The sequence below is a fragment of the Modestobacter italicus genome (assembly GCF_019799965.1).
Taxonomy (GTDB): domain Bacteria; phylum Actinomycetota; class Actinomycetes; order Mycobacteriales; family Geodermatophilaceae; genus Modestobacter; species Modestobacter italicus_A.
In genome coordinates this window covers 353232-379448 of sequence record NZ_JABGCJ010000005.1, presented here as the reverse complement: position 1 = coordinate 379448, position 26217 = coordinate 353232, and the positions used below count along the sequence as shown (strand labels likewise).

The 26217-nt window shown below is 74.8% G+C and carries 24 protein-coding genes; 8 read left to right on the top strand and 16 right to left on the bottom strand.

Going from position 1 to position 26217, the window contains the following annotated elements; translation table 11 throughout:
* Positions 1-49 precede the first annotated feature (49 nt).
* The 4 genes from aztB to aztD are packed head-to-tail and all read left to right on the top strand — an operon-like array spanning position 50 to position 4308.
* Positions 50-865 (top strand): zinc ABC transporter permease AztB, encoded by an 816-nt coding sequence (gene aztB / locus HLA93_RS14850; protein ID WP_222195152.1) that lies wholly within the window; start codon positions 50-52, stop codon positions 863-865.
* A 35-nt stretch (positions 866-900) separates the two neighbouring features.
* Positions 901-2127 (top strand): hypothetical protein, encoded by a 1227-nt coding sequence (locus HLA93_RS14845; RefSeq protein ID WP_222195151.1) that lies wholly within the window; start codon positions 901-903, stop codon positions 2125-2127.
* Complete coding sequence (gene aztC / locus HLA93_RS14840) at positions 2124-3032, top strand: zinc ABC transporter substrate-binding protein AztC (protein WP_222195150.1); 909 nt, start codon at positions 2124-2126, stop codon at positions 3030-3032. Before HLA93_RS14845 ends, aztC begins: the two co-directional genes overlap by 4 nt.
* A 43-nt stretch (positions 3033-3075) precedes the next feature.
* Positions 3076-4308 carry a zinc metallochaperone AztD gene (aztD, locus tag HLA93_RS14835; RefSeq protein WP_222195149.1) on the top strand — a complete coding sequence of 411 codons (1233 nt, stop codon included), beginning with the start codon at positions 3076-3078 and terminating at the stop codon, positions 4306-4308.
* A gap of 69 nt (positions 4309-4377) precedes the next feature.
* On the opposite strand, the gene mgrA is transcribed toward aztD, so the two are convergent.
* Together mgrA and HLA93_RS14825 are read right to left on the bottom strand one after the other, a co-directional pair.
* Positions 4378-5415, bottom strand: coding sequence for an L-glyceraldehyde 3-phosphate reductase (mgrA, locus tag HLA93_RS14830; RefSeq protein WP_222195148.1), 1038 nt, complete (start codon positions 5413-5415; stop codon positions 4378-4380).
* A gap of 28 nt (positions 5416-5443) precedes the next feature.
* Positions 5444-6364, bottom strand: coding sequence for a pentapeptide repeat-containing protein (locus HLA93_RS14825; protein WP_308128151.1), 921 nt, complete (start codon positions 6362-6364; stop codon positions 5444-5446).
* 206 nt (positions 6365-6570) lie between these two features.
* On the opposite strand from HLA93_RS14825, the gene HLA93_RS14820 reads away from it, so the two are divergent.
* A complete protein-coding gene (locus HLA93_RS14820; RefSeq protein ID WP_222195147.1) occupies positions 6571-7701 on the top strand; it encodes a ScyD/ScyE family protein in 1131 nt (376 codons plus the stop codon).
* 153 nt (positions 7702-7854) lie between these two features.
* Here the strand turns inward: HLA93_RS14820 and HLA93_RS14815 are convergent, their stop codons facing one another.
* The 5 genes from HLA93_RS14815 to HLA93_RS14795 all read right to left on the bottom strand — a co-directional run bounded on the left by HLA93_RS14815 (position 7855) and on the right by HLA93_RS14795 (position 10667).
* Positions 7855-8043 carry an RGCVC family protein gene (locus HLA93_RS14815; protein ID WP_222195146.1) on the bottom strand — a complete coding sequence of 63 codons (189 nt, stop codon included), beginning with the start codon at positions 8041-8043 and terminating at the stop codon, positions 7855-7857.
* 197 nt (positions 8044-8240) lie between these two features.
* Positions 8241-8720 (bottom strand): heme-degrading domain-containing protein, encoded by a 480-nt coding sequence (locus tag HLA93_RS14810; RefSeq protein WP_222195145.1) that lies wholly within the window; start codon positions 8718-8720, stop codon positions 8241-8243.
* Between the two features lie 10 nt (positions 8721-8730).
* On the bottom strand, positions 8731-9417 hold the full coding sequence (locus tag HLA93_RS14805) for a hypothetical protein (RefSeq protein WP_222195144.1): 687 nt from the start codon (positions 9415-9417) through the stop codon (positions 8731-8733).
* A gap of 33 nt (positions 9418-9450) precedes the next feature.
* Complete coding sequence (gene pdxY / locus HLA93_RS14800) at positions 9451-10302, bottom strand: pyridoxal kinase PdxY (RefSeq protein WP_222195143.1); 852 nt, start codon at positions 10300-10302, stop codon at positions 9451-9453.
* 35 nt (positions 10303-10337) lie between these two features.
* Entirely contained in the window at positions 10338-10667 is a 330-nt protein-coding gene (locus HLA93_RS14795) for a putative quinol monooxygenase (protein ID WP_222195142.1), read from the bottom strand.
* Positions 10668-10855: 188 nt separating this feature from the next.
* On the opposite strand from HLA93_RS14795, the gene HLA93_RS14790 reads away from it, so the two are divergent.
* Positions 10856-13600 carry an endo-1,4-beta-xylanase gene (locus HLA93_RS14790; RefSeq protein ID WP_222195141.1) on the top strand — a complete coding sequence of 915 codons (2745 nt, stop codon included), beginning with the start codon at positions 10856-10858 and terminating at the stop codon, positions 13598-13600.
* Positions 13601-13655: 55 nt separating this feature from the next.
* On the opposite strand, the gene HLA93_RS14785 is transcribed toward HLA93_RS14790, so the two are convergent.
* Positions 13656-14612, bottom strand: coding sequence for a PfkB family carbohydrate kinase (locus HLA93_RS14785; RefSeq protein ID WP_308128150.1), 957 nt, complete (start codon positions 14610-14612; stop codon positions 13656-13658).
* Between the two features lie 168 nt (positions 14613-14780).
* On the opposite strand from HLA93_RS14785, the gene HLA93_RS14780 reads away from it, so the two are divergent.
* Entirely contained in the window at positions 14781-16460 is a 1680-nt protein-coding gene (locus HLA93_RS14780; RefSeq protein WP_222195140.1) for a putative bifunctional diguanylate cyclase/phosphodiesterase, read from the top strand.
* Here HLA93_RS14780 and HLA93_RS14775 read toward each other — a convergent pair.
* From HLA93_RS14775 to HLA93_RS14750, 6 genes are all read right to left on the bottom strand, one after another.
* Positions 16442-17509 carry a Gfo/Idh/MocA family protein gene (locus tag HLA93_RS14775; protein ID WP_222195139.1) on the bottom strand — a complete coding sequence of 356 codons (1068 nt, stop codon included), beginning with the start codon at positions 17507-17509 and terminating at the stop codon, positions 16442-16444. The two genes, HLA93_RS14780 and HLA93_RS14775, sit on opposite strands and share 19 nt — an antisense overlap.
* Positions 17510-17518: 9 nt before the next feature.
* A complete protein-coding gene (locus tag HLA93_RS14770; protein ID WP_222195138.1) occupies positions 17519-19147 on the bottom strand; it encodes an FAD-dependent monooxygenase in 1629 nt (542 codons plus the stop codon).
* A gap of 164 nt (positions 19148-19311) precedes the next feature.
* Complete coding sequence (locus HLA93_RS14765) at positions 19312-20559, bottom strand: DUF3500 domain-containing protein (protein WP_222195137.1); 1248 nt, start codon at positions 20557-20559, stop codon at positions 19312-19314.
* The gene (locus HLA93_RS14760) at positions 20549-21400 is read right to left on the bottom strand and encodes a fumarylacetoacetate hydrolase family protein (protein WP_222195136.1); all 852 of its coding nucleotides are present in this window, start codon (positions 21398-21400) and stop codon (positions 20549-20551) included. Before HLA93_RS14760 ends, HLA93_RS14765 begins: the two co-directional genes overlap by 11 nt.
* Positions 21397-22320, bottom strand: a complete 924-nt coding sequence (locus tag HLA93_RS14755; RefSeq protein WP_222195135.1) for an alpha/beta hydrolase — start codon at positions 22318-22320, stop codon at positions 21397-21399. Before HLA93_RS14755 ends, HLA93_RS14760 begins: the two co-directional genes overlap by 4 nt.
* Before the next feature lie 79 nt (positions 22321-22399).
* On the bottom strand, positions 22400-22960 hold the full coding sequence (locus HLA93_RS14750) for a quercetin 2,3-dioxygenase (RefSeq protein WP_222195134.1): 561 nt from the start codon (positions 22958-22960) through the stop codon (positions 22400-22402).
* 160 nt (positions 22961-23120) lie between these two features.
* On the opposite strand from HLA93_RS14750, the gene HLA93_RS14745 reads away from it, so the two are divergent.
* Entirely contained in the window at positions 23121-24050 is a 930-nt protein-coding gene (locus HLA93_RS14745) for an MBL fold metallo-hydrolase (protein ID WP_222195133.1), read from the top strand.
* Positions 24051-24090: 40 nt separating this feature from the next.
* Here the strand turns inward: HLA93_RS14745 and HLA93_RS14740 are convergent, their stop codons facing one another.
* On the bottom strand, positions 24091-25260 hold the full coding sequence (locus HLA93_RS14740; RefSeq protein WP_222195132.1) for a glycoside hydrolase family 1 protein: 1170 nt from the start codon (positions 25258-25260) through the stop codon (positions 24091-24093).
* 94 nt (positions 25261-25354) lie between these two features.
* Positions 25355-26158 (bottom strand): IclR family transcriptional regulator, encoded by an 804-nt coding sequence (locus HLA93_RS14735; RefSeq protein ID WP_222195131.1) that lies wholly within the window; start codon positions 26156-26158, stop codon positions 25355-25357.
* Positions 26159-26217: the final 59 nt, after the last annotated feature.

The following is a 26217-nucleotide window of genomic DNA, read 5'->3' as shown; positions in this document are numbered from 1 at the left end:
CCCCGAGCCTAGCGATAGTGAGAATCACTCGCATGTAGGGTCGGTGCCCATGGCCTGGCTGACCGACCCGCTCGGGATCTCCTTCCTGCAGCGCGCACTGGTCGGTGGCAGCCTGGCCGCCGTCCTCTGCGCGGTCGTCGGCACCTGGGTGGTCGTGCGCGGACTGGCCTTCCTCGGCGAGGCGGTGGCGCACGGGATGCTGCCCGGCGTCGCCGTCGCGGCACTCGCCGGCTGGCCGTTGCTGATCGGCGCGGCCGCCAGTGCCGGGCTGATGAGCGTCGGGGTCGGCGTGGTCGCCCGGCGGACCCGGCTGTCCCACGACACCGCGACCGGGCTGCTGTTCGTCGGCATGCTGTCCCTCGGCGTGGTCATCGTGTCGCGCTCGCGGTCCTTCGCCACCGACCTCACCGCCATCCTCTTCGGCGACGTGCTGGCCATCCAGCCCGCCGAGCTGACCGTGCTCGCGGTGGCCTTGGGCCTGGTCCTCCTCGTCTGCCTGGTGTTCCACCGCGCCTTCGTCGCCCTGGCCTTCGACCGGCGGACGGCGACCACGCTCGGGCTGCGCCCGGACCTGGCCAACGTGGTCATGGGGCTGCTCGTGACCGCCGCCGTGGTCGCCTCCTTCCAGGCGCTGGGCTCGCTGCTGGTGCTGGCCCTGCTGCTCGCGCCGGCAGCCGCGGCCCGCCAGTGGACCCACCGCGTGCCCTCGACCATGGCGCTGGCGGCGGCCTTCGGCGTGACGGCCGTGCTCCTCGGCCTGCTCCTGTCCTGGCACGCCAGCACGGCCGGCGGCGCCTCCATCGCCGGCGCCGCCGTGGCGCTGGTCGCCGTCTCGGTGGCCGTGCGCGCCGCCGTCCCCCGCTGAACCCCGTCCCACCCACCGCTCGTCTGGAGGACCCCGTGTCCCGCACCACCCGCACCCGGCCGGTCCGCCGAGGTGTGCTCGTCTCGACGCTCGGCGTCGCCCTGCTCGCCACCGCCTGCGGGCGGGCGGACACCGTGACCGGTTCGGTCGCGGCGACCACCGAGGCCGGTGGCGGTCACGGCTACGTGGCCGGCGCCGAGGAGCTGACCGAGCCGCAGCTGCGGCTCAGCTACCTCGACGGCGCCGGCACCGCGCACAGCCTGGACCTGCTGACCGGTGAGTCGATCTCGCTGGGCCCGGTCGGCGCCCCCTCGTCGGTGGTCAGCGACGGCCGCTTCCTCTTCTCGGCGTCCGGGGGCGAGCTCACGGTCGTCGACACCGGGACCTGGACCGTCGACCACGGCGACCACACCCACTACTACCGGGCGCAGCCGCGGGTGGTGGGCAGCCTGGACTGGTCGGGCGAGGTGCGGGTGGGCTCCTCGGAGCAGACCACCACGCTGTTCTCCCCGGCCACCGGAGAGGGTGTGGTGCTGGACCGCGAGGCGCTGGGGCAGGGGGAGATCGAGCGGACCGCCAGCACCGGGGTGTCCCCGCACGACGGGGTCCTGCTGCCGCTCGGGGAGCACCTGATCGCCACCGACGGGAACCAGGTGCGCGCCCTGGACGCCGCCGGCGAACCGGTCGAGGACGCGAGCGCGCCGTGCCCCGACGTCCGCGGCGGCGCGATCACCCGGGTGGGCGTCGTCGTCTCCTGCGCCGACGGGGCCGTGCTGGCCACCCAGACCGACGGGGGAGTGGCCTTCGAGTCCGTCCCGTACCCGCGGCCGGTGGGCGCCGACGAGCGGGCGACGGCGTTCGCGCAGCGGCCCGGCCGGCCGGCCGTGGCCGGCGTCGCCGGGGCCCGTGGTGTGTGGCTGCTGGACACCCGGGCCCGCAGCTGGCAGCTGATCGAGACGCCGGAGCCGCTGGTGCGCGCGGTCGCGGTGGACGACGACCGGGACCGGGTGGTGGCACTGGACACCTCCGGGCGGCTGCTGGTCATCGAGCCGGAGGTCGGTGTCGTCGCCACCACCGAGCCGCTGGCCGGCGCGCCGGCGGACCTGGCGGCGATGACCGTGGACGTCGACGCTGCCCGCGCCTACGTCAACGTGCCCTCGGCCGGCGTCGTGCACGAGATCGACTACGCCGACGGTGCCCGCATCGCCCGGTCCCTGCCGACCGAGGTCCCGCCGGTGTTCTTCGCGGAGACCGGGCGATGAGGCGGCTGCTGGGCTCCGCCGCGGCGCTGCTGGTCAGTGCAGCTGCGCTGGCCGGCTGTGGCGCCGAGTCCGCGGACCGGCCGCTGGTGGTGGTGACCACCGACATCCTGGGCGACGTCGTCGGGGAGCTGGTGGGCGACCAGGCGGAGGTCATGACGCTGATGCCGCCCGGTGCGGACCCGCACTCCTTCGAGATCTCGGCGCAGGAGGCGGCGCGGCTGCGCACGGCGGACCTGCTGGTCGCCAACGGGCTCGGGCTCGAGGAGGGGCTGACCGCTCACGTCGAGGCCGCCCGCGGCGACGGCGTCCCGGTGGTCGAGGCGGGGGAGGCGGTGCCGCCGCTGGAGTGGGTGACCGAGGACTCCTCCGGCGTCGACCCGCACTTCTGGACCGACCCCGCACGCATGCTCACGGTCACCGACGCGCTGGCCGGTGCGCTGGTCGAGCACGTCGACGGGGTGGACCGGACCGCCCTCGACGCGCGGGTCGCGGACTACCGGCAGCAGCTGACCGAGCTCGACTCCTGGATGGGGGACCAGTTCGCCCAGCTCCCGGCGGAGCGGCGACAGCTGGTCACCAACCACCACGTCTTCGGCTACCTGGCCGACCGGTACGGCTTCACCGTGGTCGGTGCGGTCATCCCCAGCGGGACGACGCTGGCCGCGCCCAGCGCCAGTGACCTGGACGAGCTGGCCACCAGCATCCGGGAGGCGGGGGTGCGCACGATCTTCGTCGACTCCGCCCAGCCCGACCGGCTCGCCCAGGTGCTGGCCGAGCAGGCGGCGGTGGACGTGGCCGTGACGCCGCTGTTCACCGAGTCGCTCAGTGGTCCCGGCGAGGGTGCCGAGACCTACCTGGCGATGATGCGCGCCAACACCGAGGACATCGTGACCGGGCTCCGCTGACCCAATGCTGATAATCGGAATCGTTGTCAGTAAGGTGTCCGCCATGAACAGCTCTCGCTCGCCCTTCCCGGTCGGGGTCGCCGGCCTGGGAGTCACCGCACTCCTGCTGACCGGCTGCTCCTCCGACGACTCCACCGCCGACGCCGCCGAGGGCACCGCCGCCTCCTCGGCCGCGGAGGTCCCGACCGCCCAGCCGCGGGTCACGCTGACCTACGACGGTGGCCTGCTGGTGCTCGACGCCGACACCCTCGAGGTCGTCGGCGACCTCCCGATCGACGGTTTCACCCGGGTCAACCCCGCCGGGGACGGCCGGCACGTGCTGGTGACCACCGACGAGGGCTTCCAGGTGCTCGACACCGGGGTGTGGACCGACGGCGGCACCTCCTACGCCGGCGACCCCGAGCTCACCGACGACGTCTTCGCCGCCGACACCGCCGGCCACGTCGTGGTGCACGGCGACCGGACGGTGCTCTTCGCCGACGGCACCGGTGACATCACCTCCTTCGAGACCGCGGCGCTGCGCAGCTCCGAGGGCCTCCCGGAGACCGAGGAGTGGAGCTCGGAGGCGGCCCACCACGGCGTCGCCATCGAGCTGACCGACGGCACGATGCTGTCCACCCTCGGGGACTCGGAGAGCCGCTCGGGCGTGCGGGTGCTCGACGCCGACGGGACCGAGGTCGACCGCGCCGAGAACTGCCCGGGCGTGCACGGTGAGGGCACCGTCGCCGGCGAGGTGGCCGTGTTCGGCTGCGAGGACGGCGTGCTGCTCTACGACGGGGCGTTCACCAAGCTCGACGCCCCGGACGAGTTCGGCCGCACCGGCAACGTCTTCACCACCGAGTCCTCGCCGGTCGCGGTCGGCGACTACAAGAGCGACCCCGACCTCGAGGGCTACCTGCTCTCCGACATCGCGCTGGTCGACACCGCGAGCGACCGGCTGCAGGTCGTGCCGCTGCCCGACGGCGTCCGCTACACCTTCCGTGACCTGGCCCGCGGCCCGGAGGGCGAGGCCGTCGTCCTGGGCAGCGACGGCGCGGTGCACGTCCTCGACGAGGAGAGCGGCCAGCTGCTGGCCAGCCACCCGGTGATCGACGCCTGGGAGGGGCCGGCCGAGTGGCAGGACCCGCACCCGGCCATCAAGGTCCTGGACGGGATCGCCTACGTGACCGAGCCCGCGGCGAACGCGGTCCACGCGCTCGACCTGGCCAGCGGCGAGGTGCTGGCCACCGGCGAGCTGGACGCCACACCGAACGAGATCGCCGTCGTCACCGGCTGACCCCGGACCACCGCCGGCGAGCCCGGTCCGCGCCTCACCCCCGGGGCAGCGGACCGGGCTCGCCCCGTCTCAGAGGGTGCCCTCGCGGGCGGCCCGCCAGATGTCGATGCCGCCGTCGACGGCGTGCTGGTCGATCGCGGTGAGCTCGTCGGCGGTGAACTCGAGGTGCTCAAGCGCGGCGACGTTCTGCTCCAGCTGCCGCACGCTGCTCGCCCCGACCAGCACCGAGGTGACCCGGCTGTCCCGCAGTGCCCAGGACAGCGCCAGCTGCGCCAGGCTCTGGCCGCGGGCGGCGGCCATGTCGTTGAGTGCGCGCACGTGGGTCAGGTACTGGTCGGTGATCATGCCGCGGTCCAGGGACTTGTCCTGCGCCGCGCGCGAGCCCTCGGGCACCCCGCCCAGGTACTTGTCGGTGAGCATGCCCTGGGCCAGCGGGGAGAAGGCGATGCAGCCGGCGCCGACGTCGGCGAGGGTGTCCAGCAGTCCCTCGGTCTCGATCCAGCGGTTGAGCATCGAGTAGGAGGGCTGGTGGATCAGCAGCGGCGTGCCCAGGTCGGCCAGGATCGCGGCCGCCTCGGCGGTCATCGCCGGGGAGTAGGAGGAGATGCCGGCGTAGAGCGCCTTGCCCGACTGGACGGCGGTGTGCAGCGCGCCCATCGTCTCCGCCAGCGGTGTCGTCGGGTCGGGTCGGTGGCTGTAGAAGACGTCGACGTACTCCAGGCCCATCCGCTGCAGCGACTGGTCCAGGCTGGACAGCACGTACTTCCGGGAGCCGCCGCCCTGCCCGTAGGGGCCGGGCCACATGTCGTAGCCGGCCTTGGTGGAGATGACCAGCTCGTCCCGGTAGGGACGGAAGTCGTCGCGCAGGTGCCGGCCGAAGTTGGTCTCGGCCGAGCCGTAGGGCGGGCCGTAGTTGTTGGCCAGGTCGAAGTGGGTGATCCCCAGGTCGAAGGCCCGCCGCAGGATGTCCCGCTGCCGGTCGAAGGGGACGTCGTCGCCGAAGTTGTGCCACAGGCCGAGGCTGACGGCCGGCAGGTCCAGGCCGCTGGCGCCGGTGCGCCGGTAGGTCATCGAGTCGTAGCGGGTGCTCTCCGCGCGGTAGCCCATGGGCAGATCGTGCCGGGACGCACCCGGCTCAGCGACGGCGGGGGCGACGGGCCGGGCGGGCGCGCCCGGTCGGCGCCGGGGTGCCGGTGGGCCAGTGCGCGGGCCGGGCCAGCGACGCCGGCAGCCGGGTGGCCCCGTCGCCGCGGGCCGCGGTCAGCTGCGGGCCGGTCAGGAACAGCGCCCCGGTCAGGTCGGCGCCGCCCAGGTCCGCCGCGCGCAGGTCCGCGCCCAGCAGGTCGGCCCGGCGCAGGTCGGCGCCGCGCAGGTCGGCACCGATCAGCTGGGCCCCGCGCAGGCTCGCCCCGTGCAGGTCCGCGCCGCGCAGCGAGGCGCCCATGAGGTCCGCGCTGCGCCGGTCCCGGGCGCGGTCGGGCACCACTGATCGCACCACCTCGCTGACCCGGCCCAGCAGGTCGCCCACCTCCCGGCGGAGCTGGGCGGCGTCCAGGGCGGACAGCTCGGCGGGAGTGCAGTGGGTGAGCCGCTCGGTGTGGTCCCTCGCCGCCGTCGCCTCCCCGCGGAGCGGACCGGCGGGCAGCAGCGCCTCGGCCTCGGTGAGGTGCCAGAGCAGCTCGGTGAGCTGGCGCATGACCGGGAAGACCGCCGACACCGCCGCCGTGCTCGCCGGGTCGGTCGTCCGGGCCGCGCCGCCGAAGGTCACCTGGGTGACCCGCTGGCCGGCGCCGAAGCAGTCGAAGACGACGCACCCGGGCATGCCCCGGTCGCGCAGCTGGTCGTGCACCCCGCAGCGGGCGTCGGTCTGCAGGTGCCGGCACGGGGTGTCGGCGGGCTTGTCGAAGGCGAAGTCGGCCGAGGCGGCGAAGGCCGGCAGCACGCAGCACAGCCCGACGCAGCGGCTGCAGTCGGCGGTCAGGTCGCGGCGGGCGAGCGCGAGCCCGTCCCGCGGGGCGAGCACGAGGTCCACCGGGTCGCCGGGGCGGGCTGGCACGAGGGGGGTCCTCCGGGGCTCGGGGTGCCGGTACGGGCGCACCCACGGTAGGCCAGCGCAGCGGGAGCGGCGTCCGCCCGGCTACCGGCTGCGACGGCACGCGCCCGGTGGGCAGATGACCGTTGAGCCACGCCGGTGCAGGCGAGGAAGGTCCCCGGCGTCCACAGCACGACCACAGCCACGGGGGACTGTCCAGGAGGGGCTCGATGAAGCGCTTCAGGAGGACCGCGGTCGCCATCGCCGGCGCCGCGTTGGTGGTGGCACCCGCGACCGCGGCGCAGGCCGGCGACCGCGGGCACGGCTCCAGCGGGGACGACACCGTCACCACCGTCGCGACCGGGCTCGACGGCCCGCGTCAGCTCAACGGGTACCGCGGTCACCGGGTGGTGGTCGCCGAGTCCGACAGCGGGGAGGTCTCCGCCGTCTCGCGGCGCACCGGTGAGGTGCAGACCCTGCTCACCGGGCTGGTCAGCCCACAGGGCGTCGACTTCGACCGGAACCGGTTGTTCGTGGCGACCGGGGAACCCGCCCCGCCGCCGGAGGACGCCGGCCCGGGTGCGGAGGCGCCGCCCGCGCCGGAGGGTGCGACGTCCCTGGTCGTCGCCGACCCGGGTGGGGAGGTGCTGGAGGTCATCGACCTGCTGGCCCACGAGCTGGCCGAGAACCCCGACGGGCAGGTGCAGTTCGACGACACCGGGGCCCCGGTCGAGACGCTGTCCAACCCCTACGCGGTGCTCGCCCAGCCCAGGCGGGTGCTGGTGGCCGACGCCGGCGCCAACGCCGTCCTGTCGGTGGACCGGCGCACCGGGGACGTCTCCACGTTCTTCGTGCCCCCGGTCGTCACCGACGTGCCCGGCTGCGCGGAGGCACCCAACAACCCGGGCACCGTCGGCTGCGACCCGGTGCCCACCGGCATCACCGAGGGACCGTGGGGGCTGGTCTACGTCAGCACCCTCGGCGCCGAGGTGCCCGGTGCCGGCCGGGTCTACGTGCTCAGCCCGCACGGTCACGTGGTGCACGTGATCGACGACCTGACCGCGCCCACCGGGCTCGCCGTCGACCGGCGCGGCACCGTCTACGTGTCGAACGTCGCCGAGGGCTTCCCGGAGGGCGAACCGGGGCCGGACCTCGACCCGTCGACGGTCGGCGAGGTCACCCGGATCGCGTGGCACGGCGAGCGGAGCACCGCCCAGGTGACCATGCCGACCGGGCTGCTCGTGGACGGCGGCGAGCTGTACGCCTCGGCGTGGAGCGTGGCCGCCTTCCTCGGCATGCCAGCCGGCTCGGGTGAGCTGGTCCGGGTCGGCGAGGGCGCCTTCACCCCGTCCGGCGGCTGATCCGCGCGGGGGCGCCCCGGTGGCCCACGGCTGCCGGGACGCCCCCGTCCGCCTCAGCCGCGCGGCGGCAGGCCCGGCTCCTGGGCCGCCGTCACCGCCTGCAGCCTGGCCCGCGGGTCGACGGCTGTCCGCACGGACACCCGCGGCGCCGGGTCAGGCGGCGCGGCAGACGCAGCCGCGGTCGAGACCTGCGGCGACGGTCGCCCGGCAGAACCGGACGCCGATCGGGTCGTGGCCCTCCAGGGGGTGGGCGCACGCCGGGCAGCCGGCCTCGTCGCCGGTCCGGACGTCGGGGGCCGGCAGGGCGGGCAGGCTGGGGGAGAGGATCGCGGGTGCGGTCATGGCGAGGGCCTGACTCCGCCGACGGCTCGGCGGTGGTGCCCCGGGAGGGGATCGCCGTCCCGGACCGGTGTCCTGGACCGGCGAGGTGACCGTGCACCCGACGCTACGCCCGGCGGGTCGCCCGGGCAGCCCGGCGCGGACGACCCCCGGGACGGCGGAGCCGCCCACGGTAGGGCGCTGGGCCCGGGCGTGGGCGGTCAGCGCAGCTGCTGGACCAGCAGCTCGCGCAGCGCCGTGACCACCATCGCGTGGTCCTCGACCTGGGGGAGACCGGAGACGACCACGACGCCGACCGGTCCGACGTCCCGGACGAGCACCGGGAAGCCACCGCCGTGGGCGACGTACCGCTCCGGGTCCAGGCCGAACTGCTCCTCGAACGTCGTCCCGGCCTCACGGGAGCGCTGGCCGACGTAGAGCGAGCTGTGCCCGAACCGGTGCACGGTGGCCGCCTTGCGGGCGATCCAGGTGTCGTTGTCCGGGGTGGCCCCGGTCAGCGCGGCGTGGAACAGCTGGTGGGAGTGCCGGGAGACCTCGATCGCCACCGGGAGCCGCGCGGCCCGGGCGCGGGCGACCAGTGCCGAGCCCAGCGTCCAGGCGTCGTCGTTGGTGAAGCTGCGCAGCTGCAGCTCCTCCTCCTGGGCGGCGAGTTCGGTCAGGGAGGGGAAGGTGTCGGTCACGGCGTCCTTCCTACCGGCCGCCGTCGCGCGGGTGCAGCGCGGGCACGGTGCTGGGCCGCGCCCACCCGCCGGGCACCGCGGCGTCCGCGGCCGGGTCGAGGCGGCCGTCCGGGCCCCAGGACTCGACCGAGCACCAGCTCCACCCGGCGAAGACCAGCCACCGGGAGAGCTCGGCGTGCGCCGCGGCGAGGAAGCCGCCACCGGCGTCCACGTGCAGCACCTCGCCCAGCAGTGAGCCACCGGGGGTGTCGACGCCGCCGACCAGGCGCCGCAGCAGCGGAGCCGGCGGCACGCCGGCGGTGACGTACCGGACGGCGAGGTCGGTGAAGGGCAGGTCCGGCGCCGGCCGGCCGGGCAGCGGGGCGGGCCACACCAGCCGGACGGCGTCCTGCTCGTGGGCCCGCGCGACCTGCACGGCGGTCTCCCGGACGGCGTCCGGCGCGCCGACCAGGCAGAAGCGCATCGACGGCTCCGCGCCACCGGGCCAGAACCCGAGGCCGGCCTGGACCGCCTGCAGCTCCACGTCGTGCCGGCCGGCCCGGCGGGCGACGTCGTCCCGGAACGCGGTCGCCTCCGCGCCGTCCAGCCGGCGGCGCGCCTCGGCGACGAACTCCGCGACGCGGGGCTCGGGGGCGTCCGCGGCCAGGTCGGTGCTCGCGAAGCAGGTGGCGGTCAGGAACACGGGAGCCGGCGTCACCGCACCAGCCTGGCAGCGGACGCCCGACCCCGCTCAGACCTCGGTGACCTCGAAGGTCTGCGTCGGGGTGACGTACTCGTCCTGGGCGGCGACCAGCAGGATCTCCCGGGAGCCTGCCTCGGCGGTCATCCGCAGCAGCCCGAACACCGACGCGGCGGCCCGGCCGAGGGCGTCTCCGGCCGATCGGGTGTCCAGCCAGTGCGCCAGGAACAGTGCGGCGATCGCGTCGCCGGCGCCGTTGACCGACAGGTCCAGCCGCGGGGTGCGCACCCGGAAGTGCCGCCCACCCTCCGAGGCCAGCAGGTCGACCGCGTCGTCCGGGGTGTCCTCGGCGACCAGCGAGGTGGTCAGCACCACCCGTGGGCCGAGGGCCTGGACGGCGGCGACCGCGTCCTTGACCGACCCCAGCGAGCGGGTCTCGGTGCCGGACAGCAGGTCCAGCTCGTAGTGGTTGGGGGTGACGATGTCCGCCGCCGGGACGGCGACCTCGCGCATGAACTCCGGGATGCCGGGCCGCACGAACACCCCGCGGCCGACGTCACCGATCACCGGGTCGCAGGCCCAGACCGCGGCCGGGTTGGCCGCCCGCACCTTGGCCACCGAACCCAGCACCGCGTGGCCGATGTCCGCCGAGCCGAGGTAGCCCGACAGCACCGCGTCGCAGCTGCCGAGCACCCCGCGGTCCTCGATGCCCTGCACGACCTCGTCGACGGCCTGGCCGTCGAACACCCGGCCGGTCCAGGCGCCGTAGCCGGTGTGGTTGGAGAACTGCACGGTGTGCACCGGCCAGACCTCGACGCCCAGCCGCTGCAGCGGGAACACCGCCGAGGCGTTGCCGGCGTGCCCGTAGGCGACGTGGGACTGGATCGACAGGACGTTCACCATGCGCCAGAAGATGGCACACCGCCCACCCGGGCCGGTCAGCCGCGGGGCTGGACCTCGCCCATCGGGCCCCAGCCGGCCAGGTCGGGCGAGTCGACGTACATGATCGACGGGGTGGCCGACACCCAGTCCGGCATCTCCGAGATCGCCTTCTGGAAGTGGTCGGAGGCGGTGTGCACCGCGCCGGCCCCGGCGTCGGTGAAGCCCTCGACGAGCACCCAGGTGTGCGGCTCGTCGACGCTGCGCGACCACTCGAAGAAGACGTTGCCCGGCTCGTCGCGGACCGCCTCGGTGAACTCCCGGACGAGCTCGGGCCACTGCTCGTCGAACTCGGGGCGGACCGGCCACTTCACCACGATGAGGATCACCCGGGCAGCGTAGGTCGCGCGGCCGTGACCGGCAGCGTCCGGGCGGCGGGCGGACGAGTTCCGAGACGCCGTTGACCCGGACCACTGTGCTGCGGTTCACTCTTCCGGGCGACTTCCGATAGTTCTCGGAAGTCGCTGGTCACGCAGCAGAGCCGCTACGCGAGCCGACCCGAGGGGACACGGGACACATGGGACGACGACGTCTGGGAGCCGGAGCAGCGATGCTCGGCATGGTCGCCACCGCGGGGGTGGTCGCGGCGCCCGCGGCCACGGCCGCACCGGCCACCCTCCACACCGCCGACTTCGAGGCGGGCACGAACGGCTGGACCGGCCGCGGCACGGCGCAGGTGGCGCCGAGCAGCGCGCAGGCGCGCAGCGGCGCACAGAGCCTGGCGGTCACCGGGCGCACCGACACCTGGCACGGCCCGGCGCTGGACGCCGCCGCGCTGCTGCCGGCCGGCAGCTGGCAGGTCGAGGCCTGGGTGCGGCTGGCCGACACCACCGCCGAGCCGGAGACCGACCTGGTCACCCTCAGCGCGGCACGCACGCCCACCGGCGGCACCACCGCCTACGACACGCTGGCCTGGCAGGTCGCCGTGTCCGACAGCGCCTGGACGAAGGTGAGTGGCACCTACGAGTTCGGCACCAGCAACAGCGGCCTGGAGCTGTACCTGGAGAGCCCCGACGCGACCCAGGCCTTCTTCGTCGACGACGTCACGATCACCGGCGAGGCGGCCGGCCCGGTCGCACCGGGCACCCGCGCCGACCTGGCCACCGACTTCGAGTCCGGCCCCGGTGGCTGGACCGGCCGTGGCGGGGCGCAGGTCTCCACCACGACCACCGACGCCCACGGGGGCACCACCAGCCTGCTGACCACCGGTCGCACGCAGGGCTGGCACGGCCCGGCCGTCGACGTCACCGCCGGCCTGGCGGTGGGGGAGACCGTGCAGGTCTCGGTCTGGGCGAAGCTCGCCCCCGGGCAGGCGCCGGCCTCGCTCAAGGTCTCGGTCCAGCGCGACCGCGGGACGGCGACCAACTACGACAACGTCGCCGGGGCCAGCGCGGTCGTCAGCGCCGACGGCTGGACCGAGCTGCGCGGCACCTACACCCTCGGCGCGGCCATCGACCGGGCCCAGCTCTACGTCGAGGGCGACGCCGGCGTGGACTTCCTGATCGACGACTTCGCCCTCGCCGGGTTCGCCGAGACGCCGATCCAGGACGTGCCCGGGCTCGCCGACGTGCTCGGCGCGGACGGGTTCGAGCACGTCGGCGTGGCGATCGACCAGCGGGAGACCGTGGGCCGGCCGGCGCAGCTGGTGCAGCGCCACTACAACGCCCTCACCCCGGAGAACGACGGCAAGCCGGCCGAGGTCCAGCCGACCGAGGGCACCTTCACCTTCGGCGACCTGGACGCGCTGCTGGACTTCGCCGACGCCACCGGCACCGACGTCTACGGGCACGTGCTGGTCTGGCACTCGCAGACGCCGGACTGGTTCTTCCTCGACGGCGACCGCCCGCTGACGAACGCCCCGGCCGACCAGGCCCTGCTGCGCGCCCGGATGGAGGCGCACATCAAGGGGATCGCCGACCACCTCGCCGCCCGGTACCCCGACGGGGACTCACCGATCTGGGCGATGGACGTCGTCAACGAGGTCATCGCCGACGGCGACAACGTCAACCCGCACGACATGCGGGACAGCCGCTGGTTCCAGGTGCTCGGCGAGGGCTTCGTCGACGAGGCGTTCCGGCTGGCCGACCGGTACTTCCCGGACACCGCGCTGTTCATCAACGACTACAACACCGAGATGCCGGCCAAGCGGGCCGACTACCTCGACCTGGTCTCCGCCCTGGTCGAGCGCGGCGTGCCCATCGACGGCGTCGGCCACCAGGCGCACGTCGACTTCGCCCGCCCGGTCGAGTGGCTGGACGACTCGCTGACCGCCGTGGAGCAGCTCAGCGCCCGCACCGGGACGCCGCTGCTGCAGGCGATCACCGAGCTGGACGTCAGCGACTCCAAGGAGAACAACGGAGCCGACGTCAGCAACGGCACCGTGCCGCAGCACTCCCCGGCGATGGCCGACCAGGACGCCGCGGAGACCGAGCTCGGGTACTACTACCGCGACCTGTTCGACATGCTGCGGGGGCACGCGGACTCCATCGAGTCGGTGACGTTCTGGGGCATCAGCAACGGCCGCAGCTGGCTGCGCACCTGGCCGGCGGCCCGGCCGTGGGAGTCGCCGCTGCCCTTCGACGACGACCTGCAGGTCATGCCCGCCTACTGGGGGATCGTCGACCCGGCCCGGCTGGCCCCGCGACCGGCCGACGTGCTGCCGCCGCGGATCGCGTCGCAGGACCCGGTGCGTGCCACCGCCACCAGCACCGCCGGCGCGCTGGTGAGGTACCCGCTGCCGCAGGCGGGGGACACCCGGGACGGGCGGGTCACCCCGACCTGCAGCCCGCGGCCCTGGACGGTGTTCCCGATCGGCACCACCCAGGTCAGCTGCACGGCCACCGACTCGGCCGGCAACCGGTCGAACCCCGCGACCTTCGACGTGGTCGTCACCGCGCCGCCCACCGAGACCCGGCTGTACCAGCAGGTCAACAACGGGCCGGTGGTGCGGGCGAACGTGAAGCAGACCGTCCAGCTGGTGGTGCAGTTCGGCAACCGGGGCAAGGGCGTCCTGCTGGGCGACTCGTTCGAGTACGCCTGCACCCAGACGTCGGGTCCGGCGCTGACGCTGGAGCTGGCGCCCGGTGCGGCCCGCCAGGTCGCGAACCGCGACTACCCGGCCGGGCAGAACGGGAACGTCACCCTGCGGGCCCGGCCCACCCAGGTCGGCCAGGCGGCGTTCGACTGCACGCTGTCGATGACCGACAGCCGCGGCGCCGAGGTCAGCGCCACGACGACGGTCACCATCGACGTCCGGCGCTGACCCACCAGCAAACCGCGCCCCCGCTCACCGAGTCGTGAGCGGGGGCGCGGTGCGTTCAGCCGCGGGCGGCCTCGAGCTCGGCCAGCGTCGGCGGGTCGGCGCCGGCGCGGGTGCAGGCGAGGGCGGCGACCAGCGCGGCGTCGTCCAGCAGGGCGGCCAGGTCGGCGCCGGGCAGCTCGAGCAGCTGGGCACGGGTGAGCACCCCGGTGCGCACCAGCCCGGCGAACAGCCCGGCCGCCAGGCTGTCCCCGGCCCCCACCGTGTCGACCACGGTCACCGACGGGGGGCTCCGGTGCAGCAGCGTGCCGTCGGGGCGGGCGGCCCGCAGCGTGCTCCCGCCGTCGGTGACGACGACCAGCGCCGGCCCCTCGGTGGCCCACCGGACGGCGGCCTCGTCCAGGTCGGCGCCCGGCTCCAGCCAGTCCAGGTCCTCGGCGCTCACCTTCACCACGTCGGCGGTGCGCCGTAGCTGGGTGACCTGGCCCCGGACGGCGTCGGCGTCGGCGATCAGCGTGGGCCGGACGTTGGGGTCGAAGCTGACCAGCGCCGTCCCCTCGGCCCGGACCCGGCGGACCAGGTCGGCGAGGGCGGCCGACCCGGGTGGGGTCCAGCTGGAGATCGAGCCGACGTGCACGATCCGGGTGCCGGCCGGCCAGGCCCGCGCCAGCTCGGCCGTCGTCCACTGCCAGTCCGCGGCGCCGACGGTGTGGAAGGAGTAGCCGGCCGACCCGTCCGCGGCCAGCTCCACCACGGCCAGGCTGACCGGCTCCGTGGCCGGCAGCATCGCGTCGGTGGCCACGCCGTTGCGGGACGCGTGCTCGCGCAGCACCGCACCGAACGGGCCCGGGCCGACCCGGGCCATCAGGGAGGTGGGGGTCTGCAGCCGGGCGGCGGCGACCGCGACGTTGAGCGCGTTGCCGCCCGGGAAGGCGGTGTACTGCGGCGCCGTCCCGGGTGCGCGGTCCCCGGTGGGGATCAGGTCGATCACGAGCTCGCCGCAGACGGTGATCACCGCCACACGGTAGCCGGGCCCGTGCAGCCGGCCACGCGGGGAGGAACCGGCCGCTCGCCTGATCGGGTGGTTCGCCGGCGGGCCGCTCAGCAACCGGCGCCGACCTGCCGATGGTCGCGGATCGAGCAGGCCACCCATCGGGCAGGGCACGGACCAGGGGGAGGGACGATGGCGCGGAGCTGGCTGACCGGCACGGCGGACGACGGCCTGCCCCCGACCCGGGACGGCGTGCCCGACGAGCTGCGCCGCGAGGTGCTCCGGGACGCCGGCGTGGTCGTCGGCCTCACCGTGCTGGTCACCGCGGCCGGCGTCGCCTGGGAGCTGCCGCGGCGGATCGTGACCTGGTCGGCAGGCACCGGTGCGCCGCTGGACCACCTGGTGTTCCTGCTCGCCGCCTCGCACCTGCTGATGATGGTGTTCGGCGCGCGCCGGGGGCGGCAGCTCAAGGCGGAGGCCGCCGCCCACCGCCGGCTGGAGGAGCAGCTGCGGGAGCAGGCCGACCACGACCCGCTGACCGGGCTGGCCACCCTCACCGCCTTCCTCGCCGCGCTGCAGCGGCTGGAGCGGTCGGGCGGCGACCCGGACGACGTCGCCGTCCTGCTGCTGGACATCGACCGGTTCACCGCGGTCAACGACACGCTCGGCCACGACGTGGGCAGCGACCTGCTGGTGGCGGTGGCCGACCGGGTCCGCGAGGTGCTGCCGCCGGACGCCGTGGCCGCCCGGACCGGCGGGGACGTGTTCGCCCTGCTGCTGCCCGGTGCCCCCGCGGACGCGGCGACGCAGGTGCTGGCCGCCCTCCGCCGTCCCTTCCCGGTCGGCGACCTGGCACTGGAGGTGGACCTCAGCGCCGGGCTGGCCCACGGGTTGCGCCTCGGCAGCGCCGAGCTGGTCCGACGGGCCGACGTCGCCCGCAGCACGGCCAAGCGGCAGGCGACCGGCGTCGCGGTCTACTCACCCGAGGTGGACACCTTCGACCCGGGACAGCTGGCCCTGCACGGCGACCTGCGCCGCGCCGTCCGGGAGGGCGACCTGGAGGTGCACCACCAGCCGAAGGTGCGGCTGGCCGACGGCCGGGTGACCGGCGTCGAGGCGCTGGTCCGCTGGCCGCACCCGCACCTGGGGCTGCTGATGCCCGACCGGTTCATCGTGCTGGCCGAGCAGACGGGGCTGATCGCCCCGCTCACCGACCTGGTGCTGCGCCGTGCGCTGGCCGACGCCCGCGGGTGGCGCGAGCAGGGCCGCCGGCTGACGGTGGCGGTGAACGTCTCGGCCCGGCTGCTGCACGACCTGGACCTGCCCGACCGGGTGGCCGCCGCGCTGCACGAGGAACGGGTGGCGCCGGACGACCTGGAGCTGGAGGTCACCGAGACCGCCGCCATGGACGACCCGGAGCGGGCGATGACCGTGCTGGGCCGGCTGCGGCTGCTCGGGGTCCGGCTGTCGGTGGACGACTTCGGCACCGGTCACGCCTCGCTGGCCCACCTGTCCCGGCTGCCGGTGGACACCCTGAAGGTGGACCGCAGCTTCGTGGCCGGCCTGGAGACCGAGCCCGCAGCCCGGGCGATCGTCCGCAGCACCGTCGACCTCGGCCACGCCCTCGGACTGAGCGTGGTCGCCGAGGGCGTGGAGACCGCCGAGCAGTGGCACCAGCTCGCCGCGTGGGGCTGCGACCTGGCCCAGGGCTGGTGGCTGGCGCGGCCGGTGCCTGCGGCCGTCGTCCCGGCGGTGGCCGCCGAGATCGAGCGCCGCGTCGCCGGCCTCCAGCGACCGGCTGTGACCGCGATCGTGCCGGCGCCGCGAGTGCCGGTGCCGCGGGTGCCGGGCGCTCAGCGGTCGTTGGGGTAGACCACCCCCAGCTGCTGGCGGACCCCGTCCAGCAGCCGCATGGTGGCCAGCGAGTGCTCCAGCGGCAGCACCGGGCTCTCGGTGAGCCCCTGCTGCAGGCAGCGGGTGACCTCGCGCAGCTCGTGCACGTAGCCGGAGCCGATCAGGCCGAACTCCTCGGTGCGCACCGGCCCCTCGCCGGCCTGCACGTCCAGCCGGGTGGGGCGGTACACCGAGTCGGCGCCGTCGGTGCGCACCCAGCCGTCGGTGCCGCAGATCATCGCCGTGTGCGGAGAGCGGGCCAGCAGCGAGGTGGTCAGCTGTGCCTGCGCCCCCGACGCCCAGGACAGGGTCAGTGCGTTCTGCGCGTCGACGCCCTCGGCGTTCAGCGTGCCGACCGCACGCACCTCGTCGGGCAGGCCCAGCGGGCCCCACGCCCACAGCAGCGGGTAGACGGCCAGGTCGAGCAGGGCACCGCCCCCGTCGGCCGGTGCCCAGATGCGAGCGGTGGGGTCGGCCGGCGCGGGGAACCCGACCTCGGCGGAGACCCACTGCACGGTGCCGATCTCACCGGACGCGGCGATCTCCAGCGCCCGCTGGTAGGCGGGCAGGAACCGGGTCCAGACCGCCTCCATCAGGAACAGCCCCCGCGCGCGGGCCAGCTCGACCAGCTCGACCGCCTCGCGGGCGTTGATCGTCAGCGGCTTCTCGCACAGCACCGACTTGCCCGCGGTCAGCGCGGCGCGGACGACGGCGGCGTGCTGGGCGTGCGGGGTGGCGACGTACACCGCCTCCACCGCCGGGTCGGCCAGCAGCGCGTTCACCCCGGAGCCGTGCTCGTCGTCGGCGTACCAGGCGGCGGCGCCGAACCGCTCGGCGAAGGCCTGCGCCCGGTCGGCCCGCCGGGAGCTGACCGCCTGCAGCACCGCGTCGGGCAGCAGCAGCAGGTCGGCGGTGACCGTCGCGGCGATCGCGCCGGTGGCCACCACGCCCCAGTGGACCGGGCGGCCGGTGGCGGCCAGCGGGTCGGCGTCGAGGAGCTCCGGCCGGGCGATGAACGGCGAGGTCATGCGCTCACGCTAGGGGAGCAGGCCCGCCAGTTGCCCGGCGCCCACCACCCGGGCGAGCAGCGCCTCGGCGTCCGCCGGTTGCCGTCCCCGCCAGGCGACGTGCTGGTCGGGGCGGACCAGCAGCAGGTCGGCTCCGTAGCGCTCCCGGAGGCCGGGGACATGGCCGAGGTCCAGCACCCGGAGCGGCAGGTCGCGGCGGGAGGCCGCCGCGGCGAGCGCCTGGGTGGCCGCCGCACGGTCCAGTCGCAGGAGGGTGAACTCCTCGCCGAGCAGGTCGTAGACCGACCGCCCGTCCGGCAGCCAGGCGTGCGGCAGCCGTGCGCCCGGGTGGGCCGAGGGCCGGAAGGCGACCAGCTCCGGGTCGGGCACGGGCAGGCCGTCGGGGACGACGACCGGCGAGCCGGGGTAGTCGTAGCCGAGCACCAGCCCGAGGCTGTGGAACTCCGGGTCCTTGACCTGCAGCGCCCGGGCGACCGCGGCGCGCAGGGCGACGCCGTCGGCGGTCTCGGCGTCCAGGTCGCCGGTGGCGAAGGACGGCGCGAGGAAGGCCTCCTGCGCCCCGGCCGCGGCGATGGTCCGCTCGGCGACGGGCCGGCGCTCGGCCTGGTAGCTGTCCAGCAGGCACTCCGGCGCCCAGCCGCGGAGCACCGCGGCGAGCTTCCAGCCCAGGTTCACCGCGTCGCCCACGCAGGTGTTGAAGCCGTGCCCGCCCCACGGGGGGTTGAGGTGGGCGGCGTCCCCGACCAGGAACACCCGCTCGCCCCGGTAGCGGTCGACCAGCAGCATCCGGGCCGACCAGGGGTCGGTGGCCAGCACCTCCACGTCGACCTCCGCGCCGACCAGCGCCTGCACCAGCCGGACCGGGTCCACCTGCTCGGTCTCCGCGTCGACGCCCTGGACGATCGCCCACCAGGTGCCGTCGAGGTCCAGCCGGCCCATCAGGCCGCCGCGCTCCGCGCCGATCACCCAGTAGTGGACGCCGACCGCGCACAGCTCCCGCTGCTCCAGCTGCGGGGAGCGGAAGGCGATGCTCACGTTGGGCAGGGTCCCCGAGGAGCCGGCGTAGCGGGCACCGATCGCCCGCCGGGTGACCCCGCTGCTGCCGTCGCAGCCCAGCAGCCAGTCGGCGGTGACCCGGTGCCGCTCGCCGTCCGCGCCCTCCAGGACGGCCGAGGCCTCGGTGGGGCCGTCGGTGACCTCGACGACGCGCCAGCCGATGAGGACGGTGACCGACGGCAGCTCGGCGACGGCGTTGCGCAGCAGCTGCTCGACCAGCGGCTGCGGGGCCTGCTGGCCCGGTTCGGCGTAGTCGTCCCGGCGCTCCGTGGTGAGCCCGAAGGCCTCGGGGAACCGGGTGATCTCGTGCCCGAACAGGCCGGTGCAGAAGACGACGTCCTGCGCGTGCGCCACCGGCAGGGGTGCCAGGGCGCGGAGCCGGTCGGCCAGGCCCCAGCGCCGCAGGTGCTCCATCGTGCGCACGCTGGTGGTCTTGGCGCGGGGGCGGAGCGGATCGAGGGCGGCGCGCGGTTCGACGACGAGCACCTCGATGCCGCGCCGGCCGAGCTCGAGTGCGGCAGCCAGGCCACTGGGCCCCCCGCCGGCGATCAACACCGGGACGCGGGCTGGCACGGCGGTCATGGGTTCTCCTGTCGTGGGCTGCGGTGCCCGGAGGCTGAGAGCGGTGCAGGGAAGTGGCGGCGTCCGACCAGGTCAGCGGCGCGGGACGCACGTCCAGCATCGTGGCGGCCGTCACGTCGCCGTACCCCGATGTCATTGAGCGGCAGAGCGAGACGGAACCGTCTTCAGGACCCGTGCGCGGCCTGCCACTGCCGGACCCAGGCCCGGCCGTAGTCGTTGCCGTGCGGGGTGCGCAGCACGGTGTGCACGTGGAAGGGCTTCGGCGTCCGGTAGTCGAGGAAGACGCCGCAGTGGTGGTCGAGCTCGGCGATGAGGACCGGGGACTGCACTCGGTAGTAGAAGACGTCGCCGGGCTCGGAGCCGCCGATCCAGCTGAACCAGGTCTCGTCCAGGTGCTCGGTCACCTCCCGCAGGCGGGCCCGGCGCGGACCCTCCGGGAGCAGGCCGAGGAACTGCTCGACGATCGCCAGCACCAGGCGCTGCGCCGCCGGCGGGATCTCCGCGACCGGGACGCCCTCGACCGGGATCACCCGGTTGTCCTGGAAGGCGCCGGCCAGGTGCCGCTCGTCGCCGGGGTGCACCCGACCCGGCGGCATGGCCGGATCGACCATCTGCGCGTAGACGGTGGCGGCCTCGCGTTGCTCCGGCGGCAGGGCGGCCATCACCGCCAGGCCGGCGGCGATCCGCTCGGTGAAGGACTCGGTGCCGGCGTGCGGGCCCTCGTCGATCTCGTTGGGCTCGGCGCCGAGGAAGACCGGGGACAGCTGCATCCGGCCCTCGACGACCAGGCAGTTCAGCGCGCAGTGGTGGCCGAACAGCTGCCAGCCCCAGGGGTTGCGCAGATCGGGGGTGCCGTAGACGGCGATGTTGTAGCTGAACTCGTTGAGCACGTTCGCCAGGCCCACGACCTCACCGAGGAAGCCGTTGATCAGCATCATCGCGTGGGCCAGCTCGAAGCCCTCGGGGGACAGTGAGGCGCGGACCAGCGCCAGCGCCTTCTCCCGCACCTCCGGCGGCTGGAACTCCAGCCGCAGGCCGGTGTCGAACTGCATGAACTCCGGGTTGGCCCAGGTCTGCCACTCCGGTGCGTCCACCGGGAAGCCGATCCGCGCCCGGCCGTCGTCGTCCAGGGCGGCGAGCAGGTCCTGCGCCGCGGCCACCATGGCCGCGACCGGCGCCTCCTCGCCCGGCTCGGCGGGGGTGAGCGGGTACAGCCCCTCGCGGAGGGTGCCGTCGGAGGTGACCCCGCGGAACTCCTGCAGGTACAGCGGCGTCCAGCCCTCGACCAGCCCGCCGGTGAAGGTGCCCGGGGTCCGCGCGTGCTCCCGGTAGGCGTAGGGGTCCAGGCCGCGGACGTCGGCCAGCCGGGGGTGGTCGTGCGGGAAGAGGTACTGCCGGAACTCACCGGTCATGGCGCGCTTCGTTCCCCACGACGCGGTTGCGCAGTACGCCCAGGCGTTCCACCTCGACCTCGACGACGTCGCCGGGCTGCATCAGCCACGGGGGCGTCCGGGCGTAGCCGACACCGGACGGGGTGCCGGTGGCCAGCAGGTCGCCGGGCCGCAGCGTGAACGTGCGGGAGATGAGGGAGAGGGTGTCGCCGACGGTGTAGACCATCTCGTCGGTGCGGCCGTCCTGGACGGTCTCGCCGTTGACCCGGGTCTGCACCCGGAGCCCGTCGCGCAGGTCGCCGACCTCGGAGGCACCGACCAGCGGCCCCAGCGGGCCGGACCGGTCGCCGTTCTTGCCGAGGATCCACTGGCTGGTGAGCTTCTGCGCGCGACGGGAGGTCAGGTCGTTGAACGTCGAGTAGCCGACGACGGCGGCCAGCGCCTCGTCGGGGGTGGCGTCGACCAGGGTGCTGCCGACGTAGGCCATCACCTCGCCCTCCCAGTCCAGTCCGTCCTCGTCCGCCGGCACCGGCACCTCCGCGCCGTCCACCGTCAGCGACTGGCTCCAGCGGGCGAACAAGGTCGGGTACGGCGGGACCTCCTGGTCGCGGAAGCTGCCCTCGGCGACGTGCTTGAGGTAGTTCAGCCCGATGCAGATCACCCGGGCGCCGGGCAGCACCGGCGGCACGAACTCGACGTCGGTGGCGGCCAGCGTCTCCCCGCGGGGCTCGCGGGACAGGTGCCCAGCGGCGTCGGCCCAGAAGTCGTCCAGGGCGGCGACCACGGTGACCGAGGCGCCGTCGTCGGACAGTGCGGCCACCTGCACCCCGCTGCCGTCCCGGCGGATGCCGACGATCCTCATGCCCGGTCTCCTTCGTCGATCAGGTGGCGCCGCAGGAAGGTGATCGTGCGGTCGAGTGCGTCGGTGGCGGCGTCGGGCGCGCCCAGCCACATGTGGTCGGCGCCGTCGTAGGTGTGCAGCTGCACGTCGGCCCCGGCGGCGGCCAGGGCATCGTGCAGCCGCTGGCTCTGCTCGGTCGCGACGAACCGGTCGGCCCGGCCGTGCAGCAGCAGCACCGGCGGCGCGGCGGGGGAGACGTACGTGATCGGACTGGCCTGCGCGGCCAGGTCGGCGGACGCGGACACCGGGGAGCCGAGCAGCTGCGCCTCGCGACTGGCCGGGTCCGCCGGGTCGTTGCCGATGTCGGTCGCCACCGCCCCGATGTCGCTCGGGGCGTACCAGGCGACGACGGCGGAGACCGCGGACGACGGACCGGTGACGCCGACCTCGCCCTCCAGCGCGGCGTCGGTCGTGAGACCGAGCAGCTCGGCCAGGTGCCCACCGGCCGACTCGCCCCAGGACGTGATCCGGTCGGCGTCCAGCCCGAGTTCGGCAGCGCGGGTGCGCAGCCACCGGACGGCGGCCTTCGCGTCGTGCAGCTGCGCCGGCCAGACCGCCTCGCCCGACAGCCTGTAGTCGAGGCTGGCCACCGCGATGCCGGCCGCGGCCACCTGCTCGAACGGCGTGGGGTCTGCGTCCCGGTACATCGGGCCGGCGGCGTGCCGGCTGCCCAGCCGCCACCCGCCGCCGTGCAGGAACAGTGCGACCGGATGTGGTCCGTCCCCGGCCGGCAGGTACAGGTCGAGCTCCAGCGGCCGGGCGCCGGGCAGCGCCGCGTACGGGACGCCGGAGAGCACCCGGACGCCGGCGGCAGCGGGGCGAGCGGGCGGCAGCGGTGCCTCGTGGGCGGGTGGTGGGAGCGGGAGGGTGGGCGCGGGCACGGGTCTCCTCAGGGCACACCTCACGCGCCGGGAGCAGCCGCTCTCGGCGCCGGAGGGGACGGCGGTGGTCGAACGCAGGTCAGGCGGTGGGCTCAGGCCACTCGAAGCCGGGCTTGAACTGCATGTTGTGCTGCTGCGCGGCTGCCTGCATGCGCGGGAAGTCCGGGATGAAGGGCGGCTGGTCGGGGCTGGTGGAGTCGGTCGGGGCGCCCATGTGCTGGAAGAACCGCTCGAAGCCGCCGGAGAGGGTGCCCATCATCCGGGCGTGCTCGACGACCTGGTAGGCGTGCGCGAACCCGGCCGGCACGTAGCCGAAGTCGCCGGGGGCGAGCAGCTGGGACTGCTTGGCGCCGTCGCCGTCCTCGAAGAACAGCCGGACCTTGCCCTCGAGCACGTAGAAGGTCTCGTGGGTCTCGTTGTGCGAGTGGGTCGGGATGACGTCGCCGGCCGGGGAGTCGGCGGTGATGATGCCGAACTGACCCTGCGTCTCGTCACCGGACAGCAGCACGGTGAACACGTCGCCGAAGAGCTTGGCGTGCTCGCCCTCGCCCTTGCGGAGCACGTAGGGCTGCGGCTTGCCGGGCAGCAGGCCCTGCCACTGCGGGCCCTTGGCGGGGTCGATCAGGTACTCGAAGCTCATGGGTGCTCCCGGGTCGCGGTCGGCGTTGACTGGTCGAGCATCGGTGACGGGCATCACCGGTTTCCCACACCGTGCCATTGGCCGGCAACGCTTCTCCCGCACCTGTCCCGCTCGTGCCCATGCTGGCGGCTCGCGACGAGGCGGGACGAGGGAGAGCGACATGGCGGACGATGACCTGGCAGGCGACGACCGGATCGTGATGCTCGGGGTGAGCGGTGGCCCGCGCCTGGGCCCGGTGGCGGCCGACCGACCGTCGGCCAAGCCGGCGCTCGCGCTGGTGGTGGAGGGGGCGGTCTACCTGGTCGACGCGGGCTTCGACACCGCGCGCCAGCTGGTCGCCTCCGGCCTCGCCTTCGGCGACGTCGGCAACGTGTTCGTCACCCATCACCACTTCGACCACACCTCCGGGCTGCCCGGCGTGGCCCTGCACGGCTGGACCGCGCCGAACCGGCTCACCGACCTCGCGTTCTGGGGTCCGCCCACCATGTCGGCCACGGTCGCCGGGATCGAGACGGCGTTCGACGAGGCCGCCCGGCTGTTCAGCATCGGCGGCGGGTTCGGGGAGCGGCCGGCCCTGTCGGCGTCGGACCTGCTGCTGCCCGCCGGCGAAGGGGTCCACCCGGTGATGGAGGACGACCGGGTCCGGGTCGACGCGACGCGGGTCTTCCACGGTCCCGAGATGGCCGACGCCTACGCCTACCGCTTCACCGTGAAGAGCACCGGGAAGGTGGTCGTCTTCTCCGGCGACACGGCCGCCCCCGACGCGAACCTGATCGCGCTGGCGCGTGGGTGCGACGTGCTCGTGCACGAGGTGCAGGACAACGACGACGTCGAGCGCCTGGCCGCGTCCTTCCCCACGCCGGAGCAGGGCGCAGCGCTGCGGGAGCACCTGCTCAACTCCCACTCCGACGTCCGTGACCTGCCGCGGGTCGGCAAGGCCGCCGGCGCGGCACGGGTGGTGTTCAGCCACTACACGCCAGTGCCGAAGCCGCCGCAGCTGTACCTGGACAAGGCCCGCGAGGCGGCCGAGGAGATCGGTTACGACGGCGAACTCGTCGCGCCGCTCGACCTCGACGTCATCACCCTCTGACGGGTCGCCCGGCCGCGCAGGCGGCCGGGCGGCGTCGTCCTCACACGGCGTTCCGGCGGGCGACCTCGCCCAGCCAGGCCAGGCTGGGCTTCGGGGTCCGGGCGAACGTCTCCCGGTCGACGGCGACCAGGCCGAAGGTGGGGGCGAAGCCGAGCATCCACTCGAAGTTGTCCAGCAGGCTCCAGTGCACGTAGCCACGCACGTCGGCGCCGTCGGCGATCGCCGCGGCCAGACCGGTCAGCGCGTCGGTGGTGAAGGCGATCCGGTCGGCGTCGTCGGCGGTGGCGATGCCGTTCTCCGTGACCAGCAGCGGGGTCTCCGGCAGCACCGAGGACGCGTACCGGATCGCGGCACCGAGGGCCTCCGGTCGGCGCTCCATGCCGTGGGCCAGCGTCTGCCGGTCGGCCGGCGGGGCGATCAGCCCCTCGGCGCCGAACCGCTGGGCGGTGTAGACCTGCAGCCCCACGACGTCGTCGCCGGCCGCGGCCCGGAGGAACTGGTCCATCATCGCCGCGCGCGCAGCCTGCAGGTGCTCCTGGCCACCGCCCTCGTCGATGTACTCCAGGCCGACCAGGGACATGCCGGACGGAGGAGCGCCGGCACCCCGCAGCACCTCGGCGCTGCGGCCGTGCAGCCCGATCAGCGCCTCGGCGACACCCTGGTCGGGCACGGGCAGGCCGTGGATCGGCTCGCCGCGCCGGGCCATCGCACCGATCACCGGCTGGACCGCCATCAGGTTCGGCTCGTTGAGCGTGAGCACGTACTCCGCGTGCTCGACCGCGGGCAGGGCCAGCTCGGTGAACCGGGCGACCCGGTCGCCGGCCTTCGGCCCGGTCCAGCCGCCGTCGTGCATCATCCAGCGCGGCATCGTGAAGTGGACCAGCGTGACGATCGGGGTCAGCCCGCGGTCGCGACAGCCGTCGACGATGCGCCGGTAGTGGTCCAGGGCCGAGCGGGAGAGCTCGCCCTCGGCCGGTTCGATCCGGCTCCACTCCAGGCTGAACCGGTAGGTGTCCAGCCCGGCCCCGGCCACCAGGTCGAGGTCGGCCTCCCACCGGTTCCAGGAGTCGCAGGCGTCGCCGCTGGACTCGGCGAAGGGGGAGTGCTCGGCGTGCTCCATCTCCCAGTGGTCGTTGTTGACGTTGCCGCCCTCGACCTGGTGCGCGGCGGTGGCCGTGCCCCAGAGGAAGCCGTCGGGGAACTGGGTCATGCGGGAGCCTCCGGGTGATCGACGTGGCCGCGAGCATGCGTGACGCCGCTCACCGTGATCAGCACCGCTGCCGGTCAATGGCAGATGAGTCGGGTCAGAGCGTGCCGGGTGATCCCCAGGCGCCGAGCCCACGCGAGATGCCGCGCGCGGCCGTGCGCACCGCGGGGCCGAGCAGCCGCGGCTCGGCGTTCTCTGCGGGCACCAGCACCGACAGTGCGGCGACGACGGTGCCCTGCGCGTCGTGCACCGGTGCGGCCACCGAGACGATCGGCCGGGGCGCGCCTCGACGGAACGTGGCCAGCCCGTCCCGCCGGATCTCCGCCAGCGTCCGCCGCAGTGCGGCGGAGGAGACCGGCACCTGCTCCGGCTGGTGCACCAGTGGCTGGGCGAGCACCTCCTCCTGGAACCCGGACTCGGCGAACGCGAGCAGCACCAGCCCGACCCCGGTGGAGTGCAGCGGCATCCGCCCGCCGGGCCGGTAGAGGGCGGCGACGGCCCCGTGCGAGGAGAGCCGCTCCACCATCAGCGCCTCCTCGCCCTCCCGAACGGCGAGCAGCACGTGCTGCCGGGTCACCTCCTCCAGGTCGCCCATGAACGGCAGGGCCACCTGCCGGAGCTCGTGGCTGCGGGGGGTCAGGGACGCCACCTCCCACAGCCGGAGGCCGATCGAGAAGCGGCCGTCGGCGCCCCGCTCCAGCGCCCCCCACTCCAGCAACCGGCCGGCCAGTCGCAGCGCCGAGCTGGCCGGGATGCCCGTGCGCCGGCTGAGCTCACTGAGGCTCAGGTACGGCCGGCTGCTGTCGAAGGCGCCGAGCAGTGCGAGCGCCCGGTCGACGACGGGGTCGCCCTGCGGCGGGCGCCGGCCGCGGATCCGCGCGGGGGAGGAGTCGTCCGTCATGCAGGGGGCTCCGGGTTCTCATCGGTGAGGCGCAGGCCACAGTTGTCTTCCATTGGTCG